This window comes from Paenibacillus apis (assembly GCF_018333295.1).
Classification (GTDB): Bacteria; Bacillota; Bacilli; order Paenibacillales; family Paenibacillaceae; genus Fontibacillus; species Fontibacillus antibioticophila.
In genome coordinates, this window is sequence record NZ_BORS01000007.1 from 67,548 (window position 1) to 81,279 (window position 13,732).

Genomic DNA, 13,732 nt, shown 5'->3' on the forward strand with positions numbered 1-13,732 from the left:
GGTGCTTAGAATGATCAATAAACGGGCACGCGGTATGGTCGGGGTTCTGGTGCGTGAAGCGGACGGGATGCTTCCCTTCTCAGAATCGGATTATTGCAGAAAGCTGTGTCTGACCGGTCATCGCTGCGGGATGAAGGTCTTTGTGTTCACCCCCTCTTCGGTTAGTGCTGACAAATTCTCGATCCGGGGATTCGGCTTTGAGAACGGAAGCTGGCGGCAAGGGGTATATGCTCCGCCTGATATTGTATATGATCGTTGTTTTTCGTATGACCGAAGAACACTTCATCGCAAGCGCATCGCTATGAAACGGCTTGCTGAGGTTCATCAATTCAGTTATCTGACCCGCGGGCTCTCGGGAAAGTGGAATGTTCATCAGGCCTTGCTGCAATGTCCTGAGCTGGTTCCGCATTTGCCAGATACTTTGCCATACCGTACGAAATGTCAACTGGAGCAATGGCTCGATTCCCATCAAGGAGAAGCTTTCCTCAAGCCTCAGCATGGGACGCATGGAAAACGAACCTTGCATGTTATCAGCCCATCCGTCTCGGAAAAGCTTTTGTTAACCGGGCGGGACGGGCAGAATCAGATTCTTCACAGGAAGTTTCAATCCCGTCAAGAGGGCCTGAACTGGATTCATTCCTTTATCGCGAATCGCCCCTATATTATGCAATCCTATCTGGAGCTTGTAACTTCAGGCAGAGAGCCGTTTGATATTCGTGCTTTGATGCAGAAAAATGCCAGAGGCTGCTGGGAACTCACCGGAATGGCGGCCAGAATCGGTGCCAGAGAGTCGCTCACCTCAAATCTGCACGGAGGGGGAACCCCCTTGCAGGCGGAGTCGTTCCTTCGCTCCGAATTCGGTATGGGACCGGGAAGCCGTATTGCGGACACGGTTCGTAAGTTATCCGGGAAGATCCCGGTCTGTCTGGAATCCCGCTTTGGCCGGCTGGCTGAACTAGGCATCGATTTTGGAGTCGACCGGGCGGGGAATGTCTGGGTGCTGGAGACCAATTCGAAGCCTGGCCGTTCTTCCTTCTTCCGGATCGGGGATGCCGCCAGCGCCAGGAAGAGCATCGAAAATCCGATTTTATATGCCCGTTATTTGCTGCTGAGCAAACCTTGAATAAGGCACGTAAGACTTTTTTAGGAGGAAAAATTCATGAGTTTGACTTTTTGCAACGTCCATTTCACGCAGCAGCCCCAAAGGGTCGTCTACGTGTCCGGATCCTTGATGAAAAACTTGAAGCTGTCGGGAAAAAAATCGGTTCATCTCAAGTTTGGCGGTGAGCGGGTTCCCGCAGTAATCAAGCCGATTAACAAACCGGGGAAGCATCTGTATCTCGCATCCGGGATTCGCAGGGAGATGCGGATTCCGAAGGCCGGCAGCGTCTTTCTTCGCAGCCTTCAGGAGGGAGAAGTTCAGATCGGACCGCTTATCGGCGTTCTCTCCGACGGTCCTACCTCCTCGGCAAGCAACCCCTTCGGCTCCCGAACCGGATTCATCAGGCAACTGCTGCGTTATGGCAGCAAGCGATCTTATATTTTTGCGTTTACTCCAAGAGATATTAACTGGGACGATGAATCTGTGAATGGTTTTTTCCTGAATGAGGCCGGAAATTTTGTCCGCAAGAGAGTGCCTCTCCCTGATGTTGTATATAACCGGCTTCCCAGCCGCCGTGCGGAAGTAACCAGTTCGATCACCCAATTGCGTGAACGATTCATCAGGCGCCGGATTCCATTCTTTAATTGGAGCTTCTTCAATAAATCTGATGTATACCGCATGCTGGAGAAGGATCAGATCGTTAACCGGTATGTTCCGGAGTCCGTTATGAACCCGTCGCCGGAGCAGATTCGGGACCTGCTCGACAGGCATTCCTTGATTTACTATAAGCCGAATAACGGAAGCTTGGGCAACGGAATTTACCGGTTATCGAAGCAGAGCAAGAGCGGCTACTATGCCAGATACCGGAAGCAAGGAAGAAATGTGCTCCTTCGCTTCAGCAGCTTTCCCAGTCTGATGCGAACCCTGCAATCAAGACATGGCCGAGCGCTTCAGGGTTATGTGGCTCAGCAAGGAATCAGGTTGATCGAAATCGATAGCTGCCCGATTGATTTCCGTTTCCATATGCACAAGAATGGGCGTAATCAATGGGTCGTCGTCGGGATCGGGGCTAAGAAGGCAGGTAAGGGCAGCGTCACAACTCATTTGAAAAACGGGGGATCGCTGCTGACTCCCGAACAAGCGCTTAACCGCGCCTTCGGCTCAAGGGCGGAGGAAGTACTGAGGAATGCCAAATCAGTTGCGATTACCTTGGCCGAAGCCATTGAGATTCACCACCAGCACCTGATAGGCGAGATCGGGTTTGATATCGGAATCGATAAGGAAGAAAAAATCTGGATGTTCGAAGCGAACGCCAAGCCGGGAAGATCTATCTTCAAGCACCCCTCCCTCCGGGCTGAAGGGAGAGCATCGGTCGAGCACATCCTCGAGCATTGTTTATACCTCAGTAAATTTCGGAGGAGGGAAGCCTGATGAACCAGGTTTCAGGTGATCAGAAGCCTGTCGTGGCGGTGCTGACGATAGAAGATAAGGCGGAGCAATTCCGCGGCAACCGGGCCAACTTCCGGGATATTCTCCGTACAGGCAGAGAATTGGATTTTCCGGTCTACGTATTGACTGTCAAGGACCTAAAGCTATCAGCAAACCGGGTCAAGGGATACGCATACAGCCCGGAAGAAAAGGAATGGAAGCGGCAGTGGTTCCCGCTTCCTCAGGTAATCTACAACCGGATCCCGCAACGCGAGGATGAGAAAAGACCCTCCGTACGAAAAAAAATAGCTGCCTGTCTAAAACATGCCAACATTCATTTGTTCAATCCTTTCTTCTTCAATAAATGGGTGCTGTTCGATTGGCTCAAAAAAAATCACAGCACCCGTACCTTGGTGCCGAGAACTAGACGGCTGCGCTCGCCGCAATCGCTGGAAGAGATGCTTCTGCAGTATCGCAGTCTCTATCTGAAGCCTGAGAGTGGAAAAGCCGGGAAAGGGATCATGCTGCTTCAGATCGATGAGAGTGAGACGAAGCCCTACCGCCTTACGATTCAAGGTGTCAAGCAGCGCAACATTGTATACAGAACCGGCAAGCTCACATTGCTCTGGAAAAGGATCAAGCGGGAAACCGAGAAGACACCGTATATTGTTCAGCAGGGTATCGAGCTTGCCTCTTATAACGGACGCCAGTTCGACATTCGTACGCTAGTGCAGAAGAACGGGAAAGGTACCTGGCTCGTCACAGGCATAGGCGCACGCTTGGCTGGCTATCACCGGATTACCACCCACGTTCCCCAAGGAGGCAGTGTCGAGGATCCGGAGAAGCTGCTCATTCCCTCTTTCGGTCAAGAGACGACAGGCTATCTTATGAATCGGCTGAAATCAAGCGCCGTGCTCATCGCCAAACAGATCGAGAAGGCTTCCAGAAATCAGCTCGGAGAGATGTCGATGGATTTAGGAATCGATACGGATGGGAAAATCTGGTTTTTCGAAGCCAATGCCAAGCCGATGAAATTTGATGAACCCCATATCCGCAAGAAGTCATTGGAGCGTGTATTTCAATACAGCCACTATTTATACAGACAAGGGAAGTTATAATCCCGGAAACGAGGTATCTCATGCTGATCAAGGAATGGCAGCCTGAAGAAGGGAGGAACTGGGAACTTGAGCATGGTCAGCTTCTGTCCTTTGTCCAGAGATATACCCGAGGAAGATTACCTGCCGAAAGCTATTATCAACTGATGAAGCTGTCCCAGAGCAAGCTCCTAGCGCCAGGCTCCTCTCTCCTGTTCGCCCTTGTTCGTACAGAGGAGGGGCCTCTGCTCGCCGGACTCTCCTGCCTTACAAATCAAGGCAGGGGGGTTAGCATTGTCGTTGTAAACCCGTTCTATCGGAACCGCGGAATCGGTTCCTCTCTGCTCTCTCGTCAGCTTGCCCGCTTGGGCGAGGTTACCTGCCTCGTTGCCCCGGATAACCCGGCGGGCTTGCAGATGTGTCTGAATGCCGGATTGTCGGTCACCCGGATTGTACGGTGCGCTAGCGGCAAAACACTTCTGGAATGCTGCGGAAAACTGGCGACGGATGCGGATAGCACTCATTTATCCCTCTATAGCCTGCACAAACCCGATAAAGTAGGTGATTAACAGATGTCTCAGCCGGTTCTGGGGATTCTGACTTTATATTTAAATGACAAGAAAAGGCTTGAGGAAAGACATGTCTATCAGAAAATGATTATAGAGGGCGCCAAGCTTGGACTAGATGTATACGTATTTACTCCTATGGATGTTCATGGAAAGAAATCTATGATTCATGCACTCATCTATGATCCCGGAACAAGAGCCTGGTCCCGAAAATGGCGCGAATTTCCCGACCTTATCTATGACCGCTGCCGCATCCAGCGAAGTAAAAGATTCGAACAGCTTAAACAGTTCAGACATCGTTACGGGCACTTAAGATTCCTGAACCGACCGCTACGGGATAAATGGACGATTTATCAATTACTCTCGAGAAAAGCCTCCTTCCGCTCCTACTTGCCGGAGACGGTTTTGTTCCAGAACAGCTCCGATCCTGTAAGGCTCCTTCACAAGCACTCCTCGATTTATGTCAAGCCGATTAACGGTACCGGCGGACGCGGCATTTTACGACTGGAGCGGCTGGAGAATAACATGGTGCTTGTTCAGGGACGCCGGCAAAACCGGTCCATTATTCCTGCACAAAAGCTGCCGATCTCGCGGCTTGGGTCCTTGCTGCACAACTGGAAGGGCAGCAGCCGCTTCATTGCCCAGCAAGCTATTCATATTAAGCTGCCTGACGGGAAGGTGCATGATTACCGGATGCTGGTACAGAAAAACGGTGAAGGTCAGTGGGAGGTTACCGGGGGAGCAGGAAGAGTCGGGCCTGCACGAAGCGTTACCTCCAATTTACATGGCGGAGGCAGAGCCATCCCCATGAACAGATTACTAAGCCATTCCGGCCATTCCGAGGAAAAGCGGAGCCAGATCAGACGGACTGCAGAAAAGCTGAGCCTGGAGGTAGCGGAATATCTGGAATCATCCATCGGTGCCATCTGTGAGCTTGCTCTCGACTTGGCGATAGACCGAAGCGGCAGCGTCTATATTCTCGAGGTCAATCCCAAACCGGCCCGAGAGGTATTCATGCAAACCGGGGATAAGGAGGCTTACCGCCGAGCTATTATCAAGCCGTTGGAGTACGCCTTGTGGTTATATAACAGAAAAGCCGCCCCTTCTTCTTCTTGAAGGGAGCGGCTTATTCGAACTCTCTGCTATAGATGAGACTGCTCATACAACTCAAGCAATTCTTCAAAGGATGAGATCAAAATATCGGATCCCTCCAACTCATGATCATGACCAAAGCCGGCGTAGGCGCAGCCAATCACCGTCTGGTGATTTTGCTTGCCTGCCTCCACATCGGACGAACGGTCCCCAACCATCCATGCCCGGTCCACGCCATGGCGGTCCAGCAGCAGCTTGACCAGTTCGGTCTTGGATGCCGTCTGATATTGGCCGGCACTGTACAAGCCTTCAAATAAATCCGCTATGCCATGTGCTTCCGCAACGCCATTTACGTAATGCTCAAGACCATTGCTCGCAACAAACAACCGAACTCCCCGCTGTTTGAGCTTGGTTAATGTATCGGCCACGCCTGGATAGAGCTCGGTCGGATGAGTCTTTAAGCCGGCAAGCTCAAATTCAAGCAGCAGTTCATCAGCCCGTCGATGAACCGCCTCGCTGCTATCCGGAATCACCTTTTTCCAAATATCCTCCAGCAGCATTCCGAGACAACTAAGCATGAGCTCCTCAGGGGGCGTCGCTCCTTCATAGAGCTTCTCCAGCCTTAACTGCTCAAACACCTGATGATGCACCGGTATGAGCAAGGTTTCCGTCTTAAACAAAGTTCCATCCATATCAAAGATAATCGCTTCCGGCTTTGGCAGCCCTGGCTGAATTGTCATTCCCATAATCCCTCCGTCGATATTTCTTCATCCATGATACCTTGTTTGAAGGGATGTCTCAACGGAATTATTTCAGTTCAGGGAAATCTCTTTGAGGATATTCCCATTAAAGTCCAGCACCTTAAATTCATCAGCTTCCATCAGGCCGTAGGAATGAGGCCATTGCTCCTTGGGAAGTGAGATAGAGCCTGGGTTAAGCAAATATATGCCTTCCCGCTCCTCTGCTACAGGAATATGCGTATGTCCCTGAATAAAGATGCTGCCTGCTTCGAGAGAAGGCAGATTGTCCATGCTGTGAATATGACCGTGAGAAGCAAAAATCCGCCGCCCCTGATCATAGATCTGTACATGATCGCCCATCATCGGAAATTGCAGCAGCATCTGGTCCACCTCAGCATCGCAATTACCCCGCAGCGCAAGAATCCGGTCCTTATACTGATTGAGACGATCAGCTACCTGTGCAGGGGCATATTGCTCCGGCAACGGGTTCCGAGGGCCGTGATACATATAATCTCCAAGCAAAATGATCCGGTCGGGCTTCTCCAGCTCTACCTGCTCAAGCGCCTTATTCAGCCAATATAGCGAACCATGGATATCGGAAATAAACATGAATTTCATTTTCAATAACTCCTTGTTTACTTTTTGAAATGATATGGAACCGTCGTTACAATCAGGTCTCTCCGATACAACAGGAACGCCCGGATCAACAAGCTGGACTGATTGTGAAGCGCATTATGCCATCGTTTCTTCGGAATAAACTGCGGGATCAGAACTGTAACCTGAAAGTTCGACTCCTTGGCCTTGTATTCCACAGTATCGACAAACTTGGTTAACGGCTGGATAATGCTTCGATATTGGGAGTATAGCGTCACCAGGCGAACATCAGGCTGCCAGTGGCTCCATTTTTCTTCAAACCCTTTTTCGCTTTCCTTATCAAAGGCAACGTATACCGCAATGATTTGATCCGGATGGAGCGATTTTGCATAATTCAGTGTATTCTCTACCACATGCGTAATCCCTGCAACCGGAATAACGAACACATTCCCCTCAATCGGTTTATGAGGCTCACAGGAACTGATCCGAAGCTGGTCCCCGACATCCTCATAATGCTTATGAATACTGCGAAAGAACAGGACGATGAGCGGCAGAAAAATCAGCACCGGCCATACCTGTGGAAACTTGGTGATGAAAAATATTATCATAACAAGAAAGCTGATTGCAGCCCCGATGGCATTAATCGTCAGCTTGACTCTCCAGCCCGCAGGCTTCTCGCGGAGCCATTTCACAAGCATGCCGGTTTGAGCCAAGGTAAACGGAATAAACACACCTACCGCATAGAGCGGAATCAGATGCTCGGTTTGGCCTTTAAACATAATAATCAGCAGGATCGACGCGGTTGCAAGAAACAGAATTCCATTCGAATAGCCCAGTCTGTCTCCTCTTACCGTGAACATTCTGGCGATGTATTTGTCTTTTGCCAGATTGACTGCCAACAGCGGAAAAGCCGAATACCCCGTGTTAGCTGCAAGAACCAGAATCATCGCCGTAATCCCTTGAATAATATAATACATGATTCCCCGCCCAAAAGTAGCAGAGGCAATCTGGGATACAACCGTCTCCTCTGTCTTTGGAGAGATCCCATAGTAATAAGCTAGAAATACAATTCCCGAAAAGAGGATGGCCAGTAAAATCCCCATAGCAGCAAGTGTCTTGGCCGCATTGCTCGGGGCCGGAGACTTGAAGTTTGGAATAGCGTTCGAGATCGCCTCTACTCCCGTCAAGGCAGAACTGCCTGAAGCAAACGCCCTTAGCAGCAGGAATAGACTAAGCCCGGCTATCGGCGTGCCAAAGGATGTGTGAAGCTCCGGAGAGATCTGGCCTGTCAGCACCTTATAGAGACCGACTGCGATTGTTAGAAACAAAATAGCGACGAACAAATATACCGGATAGGCCAGCACCGAAGCGGACTCGGTAAGCCCCCGAAGATTCAAAATCGTGATTAGTACGACCAAGAGGCACGCGATCAGAACATTATACCCGTGCAGAGATGGAAATGCTGAAGTAATCGCATCCGTACCCGCCGAAATACTTACTGCGACAGTCAAAATATAATCGACAAGCAAAGAGCCCCCCGCAAGAAGACCGGAATTGACTCCAAGATTCTCTTTGGATACTACATAGGCCCCGCCGCCATGAGGGTAAGCGAAGATAATTTGTCTGTAAGACAGGACAAGCGCAACAAGCAACACCAAAATGCCAACCGCAATCGGAATAGACAACCAGTATGCCGCCGCCCCCAAGGCCATCAATACCAGCAGAATCTGTTCCGGTCCATACGCTACGGAAGAGAGCGCATCAGAGGACAGGATCGCAAGAGCCTTCGTCTTATTCAGCTTCTGCTCACCAAGGTCTTTCGATTTTAAAGGCTGACCGATTAAGACACGTTTGAAGAGTGTAAACATAGATGCAACACCACCAAGAATTAGAATAAAATCTCGGATTGAGGCTGATTGTCCGGTTGGTCTTGTATTTACGCAGCAAAAAACCGCAGAGGAAAGAACCTCTGCGGCCATATGAACTGGTCACAGTATCATCCTCTCTCGAACAACGCTTACGAGGTTAGCTGTCGGATTAGGGTAGTGAGAGTCACCCCTCCGCGGTTGCCTGCCGTACATTAAATCTCCGGTTGATAGCTTCCGCGGATTCACCCCACGCACCTTACAGAATAAAAATCATTCCGCTCAAGGCGCATTCGGTTCCCCCGTTTTCCCCGCCGTGACGAGGAAATTCAGCGAATCAGATATCGAATCCAAGAGTGATATTACTCCTATGGCCTGATAATGTAAATCCTTGAAAATGACATGAAAATTCAGATTTAATTACTTTTTAATCAGGGAAGCGCTTACTTGATTATGGCGCTTTTATTATCTCGGTTTATCCTGCATTTGATTCGTTTTTCTATGGAAACAGAAGAAAGAGGGTGTCACAAAGACGTAGATGGTCAGGGCCCCTTTTTCAATGTGAGGTTACACCGTGGATTGCGAAACAATTGCCGATAAGCACTAAAATTATTGGCGGGCGGCTTCCTCTCGCTCCCCATTGATCAAAAAGCCGCAGTGGACACAAGAAACCAAGGAGTCAAGCGAGAGAAGGCCGCTATACTCCTTGGTTTCTATATAAATATCACTCTATTTTGTTATTAAGGGTGTACAGAATTTGGGGACACCCTCTAAAAATCAAGATATTATTTTTGATTCAGACGGTACCCGCCGTGGAATACCGGCCCGACATATTCATTGAATGCATAACCTGCTCTAATCGCCGCCGTGACAAAATCCTTGGCTTTAGCAACAGCCTCTTTTACGGACAACCCCTGAGCAAGCCCGCCTGTAACGCCTGCGGCAAATGTGCAACCCGCCCCGTGATTATGAGCAGGCTCGATCTTTTCTGTCTCGAATATGACATATTCTGTGCCATCATAGAACAGATCGATCGCTTTGTCGCCTTCAAGTGCCTTTCCGCCCTTTATAACAACATTCGCAGCGCCACGATCATGGATAAGCTTGGCAGCTTCCCTCATATCATTGAGATTAACCAGTCTTCCCTTGCCGGACAGCACGCCTGCCTCGAACAAGTTTGGTGTAACAACCGTAGCGAGCGGAAGCAACAAATCCCGGATTGCATCTGCACTCTCAGGGTTGAGTACTTCATCTTCCCCTTTGCATACCATTACCGGATCAATCACAACATTTTTTTGCTTGTTTTGTTCAATGCAGCTTTTAACGACTTCAGTAATAGCTACGCTGCCCAGCATTCCTGTCTTCATTGCGTCAACAGGGCCTCCGGCAAACACGGTCTTGAGCTGCTCCGCAACCAGTGACGCCTCTATCGGATACACACTGTGGTTCCAGTCCCGGTCTGGATCCATGGTTACGATCGTCGTCAAGGCGCTGAAACCGTAGGTGCCATACTCCTCGAATGTTTTCAGATCCGCCTGTATTCCTGCACCACCGCTGGAATCACTTCCGGCAATCGTTAAAGTCTTAACAATTTTATTCATGGTCATGCTCCCCTTTGCAATTAGCGTAGCGATAGCTAAGCTTGATTCTGCAATCCATTGTAGCATTATTTTCAATGAATTCACGAATTATTTTTCATTTATTTCAATTTGGATTGAGTCGTGTTCAGTTATACTAGATTGATACTCTCATACAACTCAGCAGTTGCATGATCTTGAAAAGCAGAATAAGCGCCCTCGCACAATACGTGAGGGGCGCTTGTTCTTTGATTATATAAGTTGAACTATAGAAGGTTCACAGAAATGGCATAAGTGTGAAATGTTCTGAAGTGAGTAACCACACTTCACACGTTGCTCCTGCGTACGTTCATTAGTTCAATGATTCACACTACGGTTTGCGCCGCATCAATACGCGCTTGTGTGGCATTGAAGCATTTCTTGCACACCTTCAAGGGCTGGCCGGAGCTGGTTGTCTTCGTGTACAGCAGCTTGATTCGCGTGCTTCCGCATACCGGGCAGGTGCCGCGGCCTCTGGAAGGAAGCGTCCATAATGATTTTCCACGTTTATTTTTGGCCATCTCATATCCCCTATTTCTAGAAAAATTTCTTCTGATCCCGATTATCCTTCAATATTTCTACGGCTTCACGGAAGCGCAGCGAATGAACGATTTCCCGTTCCCGCAGGAATTTCAGGCTGTCCTGTAAGTCGACGTCATCGGTCATATCAATTAGCCACTGGTATGTAGCCCGTGCTTTCTCTTCCGCCGCAATATCTTCATACAGGTCGGCAATCGGATCGCCTTTAGCTTGAATATACGTTGCTGTCCAGGGAACACCGCCTGCATTCTGATAGAATAACGCCCTGTCATGACTGACATAGTAAGCCCCCATGCCTGCTGCATCGAGCTCTTCTACAGTCGCATCCTTCGTAAGCTTATAGATCATCGTGGCAATCATCTCGAGATGGGCAAATTCTTCTGTACCTATGTCATTCAGAAGTCCTATAACTTTATCCGGTATCGTGTACCTCTGATTCAAGTATCTCAGGGCCGCCGACAGTTCCCCATCAGCCCCTCCGTATTGCTCGGCCAGATATTTAGCCATGCGAATATCGCATTTTCCTACGCGGACCGGGTACTGCAATTTTTTCTCATATACCCACATCGCTTATTCATTACCTCCTTTGGCTGATGATCAGCATGGCGCTTCCCGCACTGCAGCACAGACTAGACCTGCCATGGCCAAGGGACCTTCGACCATTCCCACGGGAATTTGGAATAGGCACGGCCAAAATTTTGCAAAGGCCCATACAGCAATTGAAATTGATTCGCCAAAATGGTCCGCTCCTGCGTCAACTGGTTGAATTGTTGAATCGCAGCCAAATCATCGGGATGGGTATCCAGGTAAAGGTTCAACTCCACTAATGCAAAATCGAGTGCCTGCAGCTTCTCCAGCATTTCATAAAATTCAGGATCACAATGCGGCTTTGATGTTGAATTCATAATTCACCGTCCTTTCCCCCAGCGGGATTCATAGGGACTGTACAACGCAGGCCAAAGCGTGCCATGGCGCAATGCTTCCTCCGGGCTGAACTGGGGTAAATTAGGGGGCTGAAACGTCATAAATAACTGCGGCGGAGTGCTATATGTTTTGCATAGGATTGGAGGGCAAGGATCAAAGGGACCAATGAACGGAACCCACGTCTGTTCTTGGGGATGACTCAAATGAAGTACCTCCTTCTCATCGTTTTCCGTTTCTCTTGTTTAACATATGATGTTCGCCTAGAAACTGAACCAATGAATCGGAATATTTTCTTTCGTTACTGGTAGAGTAAGATGGCGGATTATTCCCCCGGACTCCCCGTCAAACCGTGCATACGGATATTCCCGCACACGGCTTTCACACGACTTTCACACGACTTTCCTTCGTCAGTTCCCCATCCTCTTCAGGAGTGAGTCGTCTTCACCCGTCACCGGGCTGAAAATTTCACACGCAAAATGGAGGTTCGTCTATTTTGCGCTTGCTGGTTGCTTCAGCTCATTAAAGCCCATGTTGGCTGAATGCTGGATCACCTTGACGACGAATCGTAGAAGTGCAACTAAAACCTCGGCATCACCTATCCTAGCAGCCAAAATGTCCGTTACATTTCTGGCTTCATCTAAACTGGAGCAATGATCCTGTTGGTTCAACCTTTGTTCCTCCGCCCGCATAGTGGCTCGTGTTCTGTTTCGCACGCTGAGCGAACTCAACCGGCTTAAGCCATTAATAAAAAAGCAAGCCTTCGGCTGTTTACATGCCGAAGGCTTGCTATGTTATTCCTCATCCGTTGTAGATTGTCCGGACTCCTCGTCCGCTCGATTCTTCGTAATTATTACCCGGGTAATCCGAAGGCGTCCGGCCTCCGCTACCTCCAGTATCACATCATCGACAGTCTTTTTCTTTCCTTTTGCAGGTGTTCCGTCCAGTTCCTTAAACAGCCAGCCGCCAATCGAATCCACCTCATTATCTTCAATAGATATATGGGCAAGCTCATTCACATCCGAAAGAAGCATTCTCCCATCGACTGAGTAAATCCCCTCCCCAATCACTTCTACCTCTTCACGTTCAACATCGAACTCATCGTAGAGATTGCCGACGATTTCTTCGAGAATAACCTCGACAGTTAGAAGGCCGGCCGTCCCCCCATATTCGTCCACGACAACCGTTACTTGAGAATGCTTCTTCTGCATCAGGCGAAGGACTTGGCTAACTTCCATGGATTCCGGCACATTCAGAATGGGCCGGACAATATCCGCCAGATTCAGCGGTCTTCCATTCTCCGGAAGCAGCAGGTCTGTGATATGGACGAACCCGATAATCTGATCCTTGTCCTCCACTGCGACCGGATAGCGAGAATGCTTGGTATCCGATACGATCTTCAAGTTCTCTTCCCAGGTCAGGTTCGTATACAAGCAGTCCATATCCGTTCTTGGCAGCATAACCTCCCGGGCCAGCATATCCGAGAAATCAAATATGTTATCCATCAGCTTCATTTCCTCTTGATCTATGACACCGCTTCGAGCGCTCTGATCCATCAAAATCCGAATTTCTTCTTCGGAGTGTGCGGCTTCTCCCTCACCGGCCGGTTGAATCCCGACTAATCGCAGAATGCCATTAGCGGCTGAATTAAGCAACCAGATGACCGGGAGGAACAGCTTATAGAAATAAAGCAACGGAGCGGATAGCCACAAAGAAGTCGTCTCCGACTTTTGGATCGCTAGAGACTTTGGAGCAAGCTCGCCGATTACAATATGTAGAAAAGTGATGATAGCAAAGCCCAGCGCAACCGATACCGTAGAGATCAATGTTGGATCACTCACGCCGAATTCATGTAATAATGGCTCAATCAACAGCTCGGATACGGCAGGCTCGCCGACCCAGCCAAGTCCTAGTGAAGCCAGAGTAATGCCAAGCTGGGTGGCTGACAGGTAGGCATCCAGCTTTTTATTGACTCGCAAAGCATACACTGCCCTGCGATTCCCCTCCGTCACCAACTGTGTCAGCCGGGACTGGCGCACTTTGACAAGGGAGAACTCGGCAGCTACAAAAAAGCCATTTAGCATAACCAGAACAAAAACGATTAGCAGGTTGAGGAATAGTCTCCCCATCTCGAAATCTGCATGAGCATTGGCTATGGCATATTGCATATTGAA

At 49.3% G+C, this 13,732-nt stretch carries 15 protein-coding genes and 1 riboswitch; of the genes, 5 read left to right on the top strand and 10 right to left on the bottom strand.

Annotated features, from left to right (window positions below; genetic code table 11):
* Nucleotides 1-10 precede the first annotated feature (10 nt).
* From KI362_RS11585 to KI362_RS11605, 5 genes are read left to right on the top strand one after another with little or no spacing between them, the layout of a single operon-like run.
* On the top strand, nt 11-1,123 hold the full coding sequence (locus KI362_RS11585) for a YheC/YheD family endospore coat-associated protein (protein WP_301627358.1): 1,113 nt from the start codon (nt 11-13) through the stop codon (nt 1,121-1,123).
* Between the two features lie 36 nt (nt 1,124-1,159).
* Nucleotides 1,160-2,533 carry a YheC/YheD family endospore coat-associated protein gene (locus tag KI362_RS11590; protein ID WP_301627359.1) on the top strand — a complete coding sequence of 458 codons (1,374 nt, stop codon included), beginning with the start codon at nt 1,160-1,162 and terminating at the stop codon, nt 2,531-2,533.
* The gene (locus tag KI362_RS11595; RefSeq protein ID WP_301627360.1) at nt 2,533-3,648 is read left to right on the top strand and encodes a YheC/YheD family endospore coat-associated protein; all 1,116 of its coding nucleotides are present in this window, start codon (nt 2,533-2,535) and stop codon (nt 3,646-3,648) included. The genes KI362_RS11590 and KI362_RS11595 overlap by 1 nt, the downstream gene beginning before the upstream one ends.
* A gap of 20 nt (nt 3,649-3,668) precedes the next feature.
* Nucleotides 3,669-4,193, top strand: a complete 525-nt coding sequence (locus KI362_RS11600) for a GNAT family N-acetyltransferase (protein WP_301627361.1) — start codon at nt 3,669-3,671, stop codon at nt 4,191-4,193.
* Nucleotides 4,194-4,196: 3 nt separating this feature from the next.
* Complete coding sequence (locus KI362_RS11605; RefSeq protein WP_301627362.1) at nt 4,197-5,306, top strand: YheC/YheD family endospore coat-associated protein; 1,110 nt, start codon at nt 4,197-4,199, stop codon at nt 5,304-5,306.
* Nucleotides 5,307-5,332: 26 nt separating this feature from the next.
* On the opposite strand, the gene KI362_RS11610 is transcribed toward KI362_RS11605, so the two are convergent.
* The 10 genes from KI362_RS11610 to KI362_RS11655 form a co-directional block, all read right to left on the bottom strand.
* Complete coding sequence (locus tag KI362_RS11610) at nt 5,333-6,022, bottom strand: HAD family hydrolase (protein ID WP_301627363.1); 690 nt, start codon at nt 6,020-6,022, stop codon at nt 5,333-5,335.
* 72 nt (nt 6,023-6,094) lie between these two features.
* On the bottom strand, nt 6,095-6,640 hold the full coding sequence (yfcE, locus tag KI362_RS11615; protein WP_301627364.1) for a phosphodiesterase: 546 nt from the start codon (nt 6,638-6,640) through the stop codon (nt 6,095-6,097).
* 17 nt (nt 6,641-6,657) lie between these two features.
* Nucleotides 6,658-8,484 carry an APC family permease gene (locus KI362_RS11620; RefSeq protein WP_301627365.1) on the bottom strand — a complete coding sequence of 609 codons (1,827 nt, stop codon included), beginning with the start codon at nt 8,482-8,484 and terminating at the stop codon, nt 6,658-6,660.
* A gap of 130 nt (nt 8,485-8,614) precedes the next feature.
* Nucleotides 8,615-8,826, bottom strand: a riboswitch (cyclic di-AMP (ydaO/yuaA leader).
* A 440-nt stretch (nt 8,827-9,266) separates the two neighbouring features.
* Nucleotides 9,267-10,082, bottom strand: a complete 816-nt coding sequence (gene thiD, locus KI362_RS11625) for a bifunctional hydroxymethylpyrimidine kinase/phosphomethylpyrimidine kinase (protein WP_374705655.1) — start codon at nt 10,080-10,082, stop codon at nt 9,267-9,269.
* 341 nt (nt 10,083-10,423) lie between these two features.
* Nucleotides 10,424-10,618: a hypothetical protein gene (locus KI362_RS11630; RefSeq protein ID WP_301627367.1), complete on the bottom strand. Its 195-nt coding sequence runs from the start codon at nt 10,616-10,618 to the stop codon at nt 10,424-10,426.
* A gap of 16 nt (nt 10,619-10,634) precedes the next feature.
* Nucleotides 10,635-11,204 (bottom strand): manganese catalase family protein, encoded by a 570-nt coding sequence (locus tag KI362_RS11635; RefSeq protein ID WP_301627368.1) that lies wholly within the window; start codon nt 11,202-11,204, stop codon nt 10,635-10,637.
* Nucleotides 11,205-11,266: 62 nt separating this feature from the next.
* Nucleotides 11,267-11,542, bottom strand: coding sequence for a spore coat protein CotJB (locus tag KI362_RS11640; RefSeq protein ID WP_301627369.1), 276 nt, complete (start codon nt 11,540-11,542; stop codon nt 11,267-11,269).
* Nucleotides 11,543-11,545: 3 nt separating this feature from the next.
* Nucleotides 11,546-11,764: a spore coat associated protein CotJA gene (locus tag KI362_RS11645; RefSeq protein ID WP_071784154.1), complete on the bottom strand. Its 219-nt coding sequence runs from the start codon at nt 11,762-11,764 to the stop codon at nt 11,546-11,548.
* A 285-nt stretch (nt 11,765-12,049) separates the two neighbouring features.
* A complete protein-coding gene (locus tag KI362_RS11650) occupies nt 12,050-12,229 on the bottom strand; it encodes a hypothetical protein (protein ID WP_301627370.1) in 180 nt (59 codons plus the stop codon).
* 123 nt (nt 12,230-12,352) lie between these two features.
* On the bottom strand, nt 12,353-13,726 hold the full coding sequence (locus KI362_RS11655; RefSeq protein WP_301627371.1) for a hemolysin family protein: 1,374 nt from the start codon (nt 13,724-13,726) through the stop codon (nt 12,353-12,355).
* Nucleotides 13,727-13,732 lie beyond the last annotated feature (6 nt).

Bases quoted from the DNA above. Each gene is read 5' to 3' on its own strand.
- KI362_RS11620 (WP_301627365.1), bottom strand. From the start codon at position 8,484: ATGTTTACACTCTTCAAACGTGTCTTAATCGGTCAGCCTTTAAAATCG.
- KI362_RS11605 (WP_301627362.1), top strand. From the start codon at position 4,197: ATGTCTCAGCCGGTTCTGGGGATTCTGACTTTATATTTAAATGACAAG.
- KI362_RS11600 (WP_301627361.1), top strand. From the start codon at position 3,669: ATGCTGATCAAGGAATGGCAGCCTGAAGAAGGGAGGAACTGGGAACTT.
- thiD (WP_374705655.1), bottom strand. From the start codon at position 10,082: ATGAATAAAATTGTTAAGACTTTAACGATTGCCGGAAGTGATTCCAGC.
- KI362_RS11585 (WP_301627358.1), top strand. From the start codon at position 11: ATGATCAATAAACGGGCACGCGGTATGGTCGGGGTTCTGGTGCGTGAA.
- KI362_RS11640 (WP_301627369.1), bottom strand. From the start codon at position 11,542: ATGAATTCAACATCAAAGCCGCATTGTGATCCTGAATTTTATGAAATG.
- KI362_RS11635 (WP_301627368.1), bottom strand. From the start codon at position 11,204: ATGTGGGTATATGAGAAAAAATTGCAGTACCCGGTCCGCGTAGGAAAA.
- KI362_RS11655 (WP_301627371.1), bottom strand. From the start codon at position 13,726: ATGCAATATGCCATAGCCAATGCTCATGCAGATTTCGAGATGGGGAGA.
- KI362_RS11630 (WP_301627367.1), bottom strand. From the start codon at position 10,618: ATGGCCAAAAATAAACGTGGAAAATCATTATGGACGCTTCCTTCCAGA.
- yfcE (WP_301627364.1), bottom strand. From the start codon at position 6,640: ATGAAATTCATGTTTATTTCCGATATCCATGGTTCGCTATATTGGCTG.
- KI362_RS11610 (WP_301627363.1), bottom strand. From the start codon at position 6,022: ATGACAATTCAGCCAGGGCTGCCAAAGCCGGAAGCGATTATCTTTGAT.
- KI362_RS11595 (WP_301627360.1), top strand. From the start codon at position 2,533: ATGAACCAGGTTTCAGGTGATCAGAAGCCTGTCGTGGCGGTGCTGACG.
- KI362_RS11590 (WP_301627359.1), top strand. From the start codon at position 1,160: ATGAGTTTGACTTTTTGCAACGTCCATTTCACGCAGCAGCCCCAAAGG.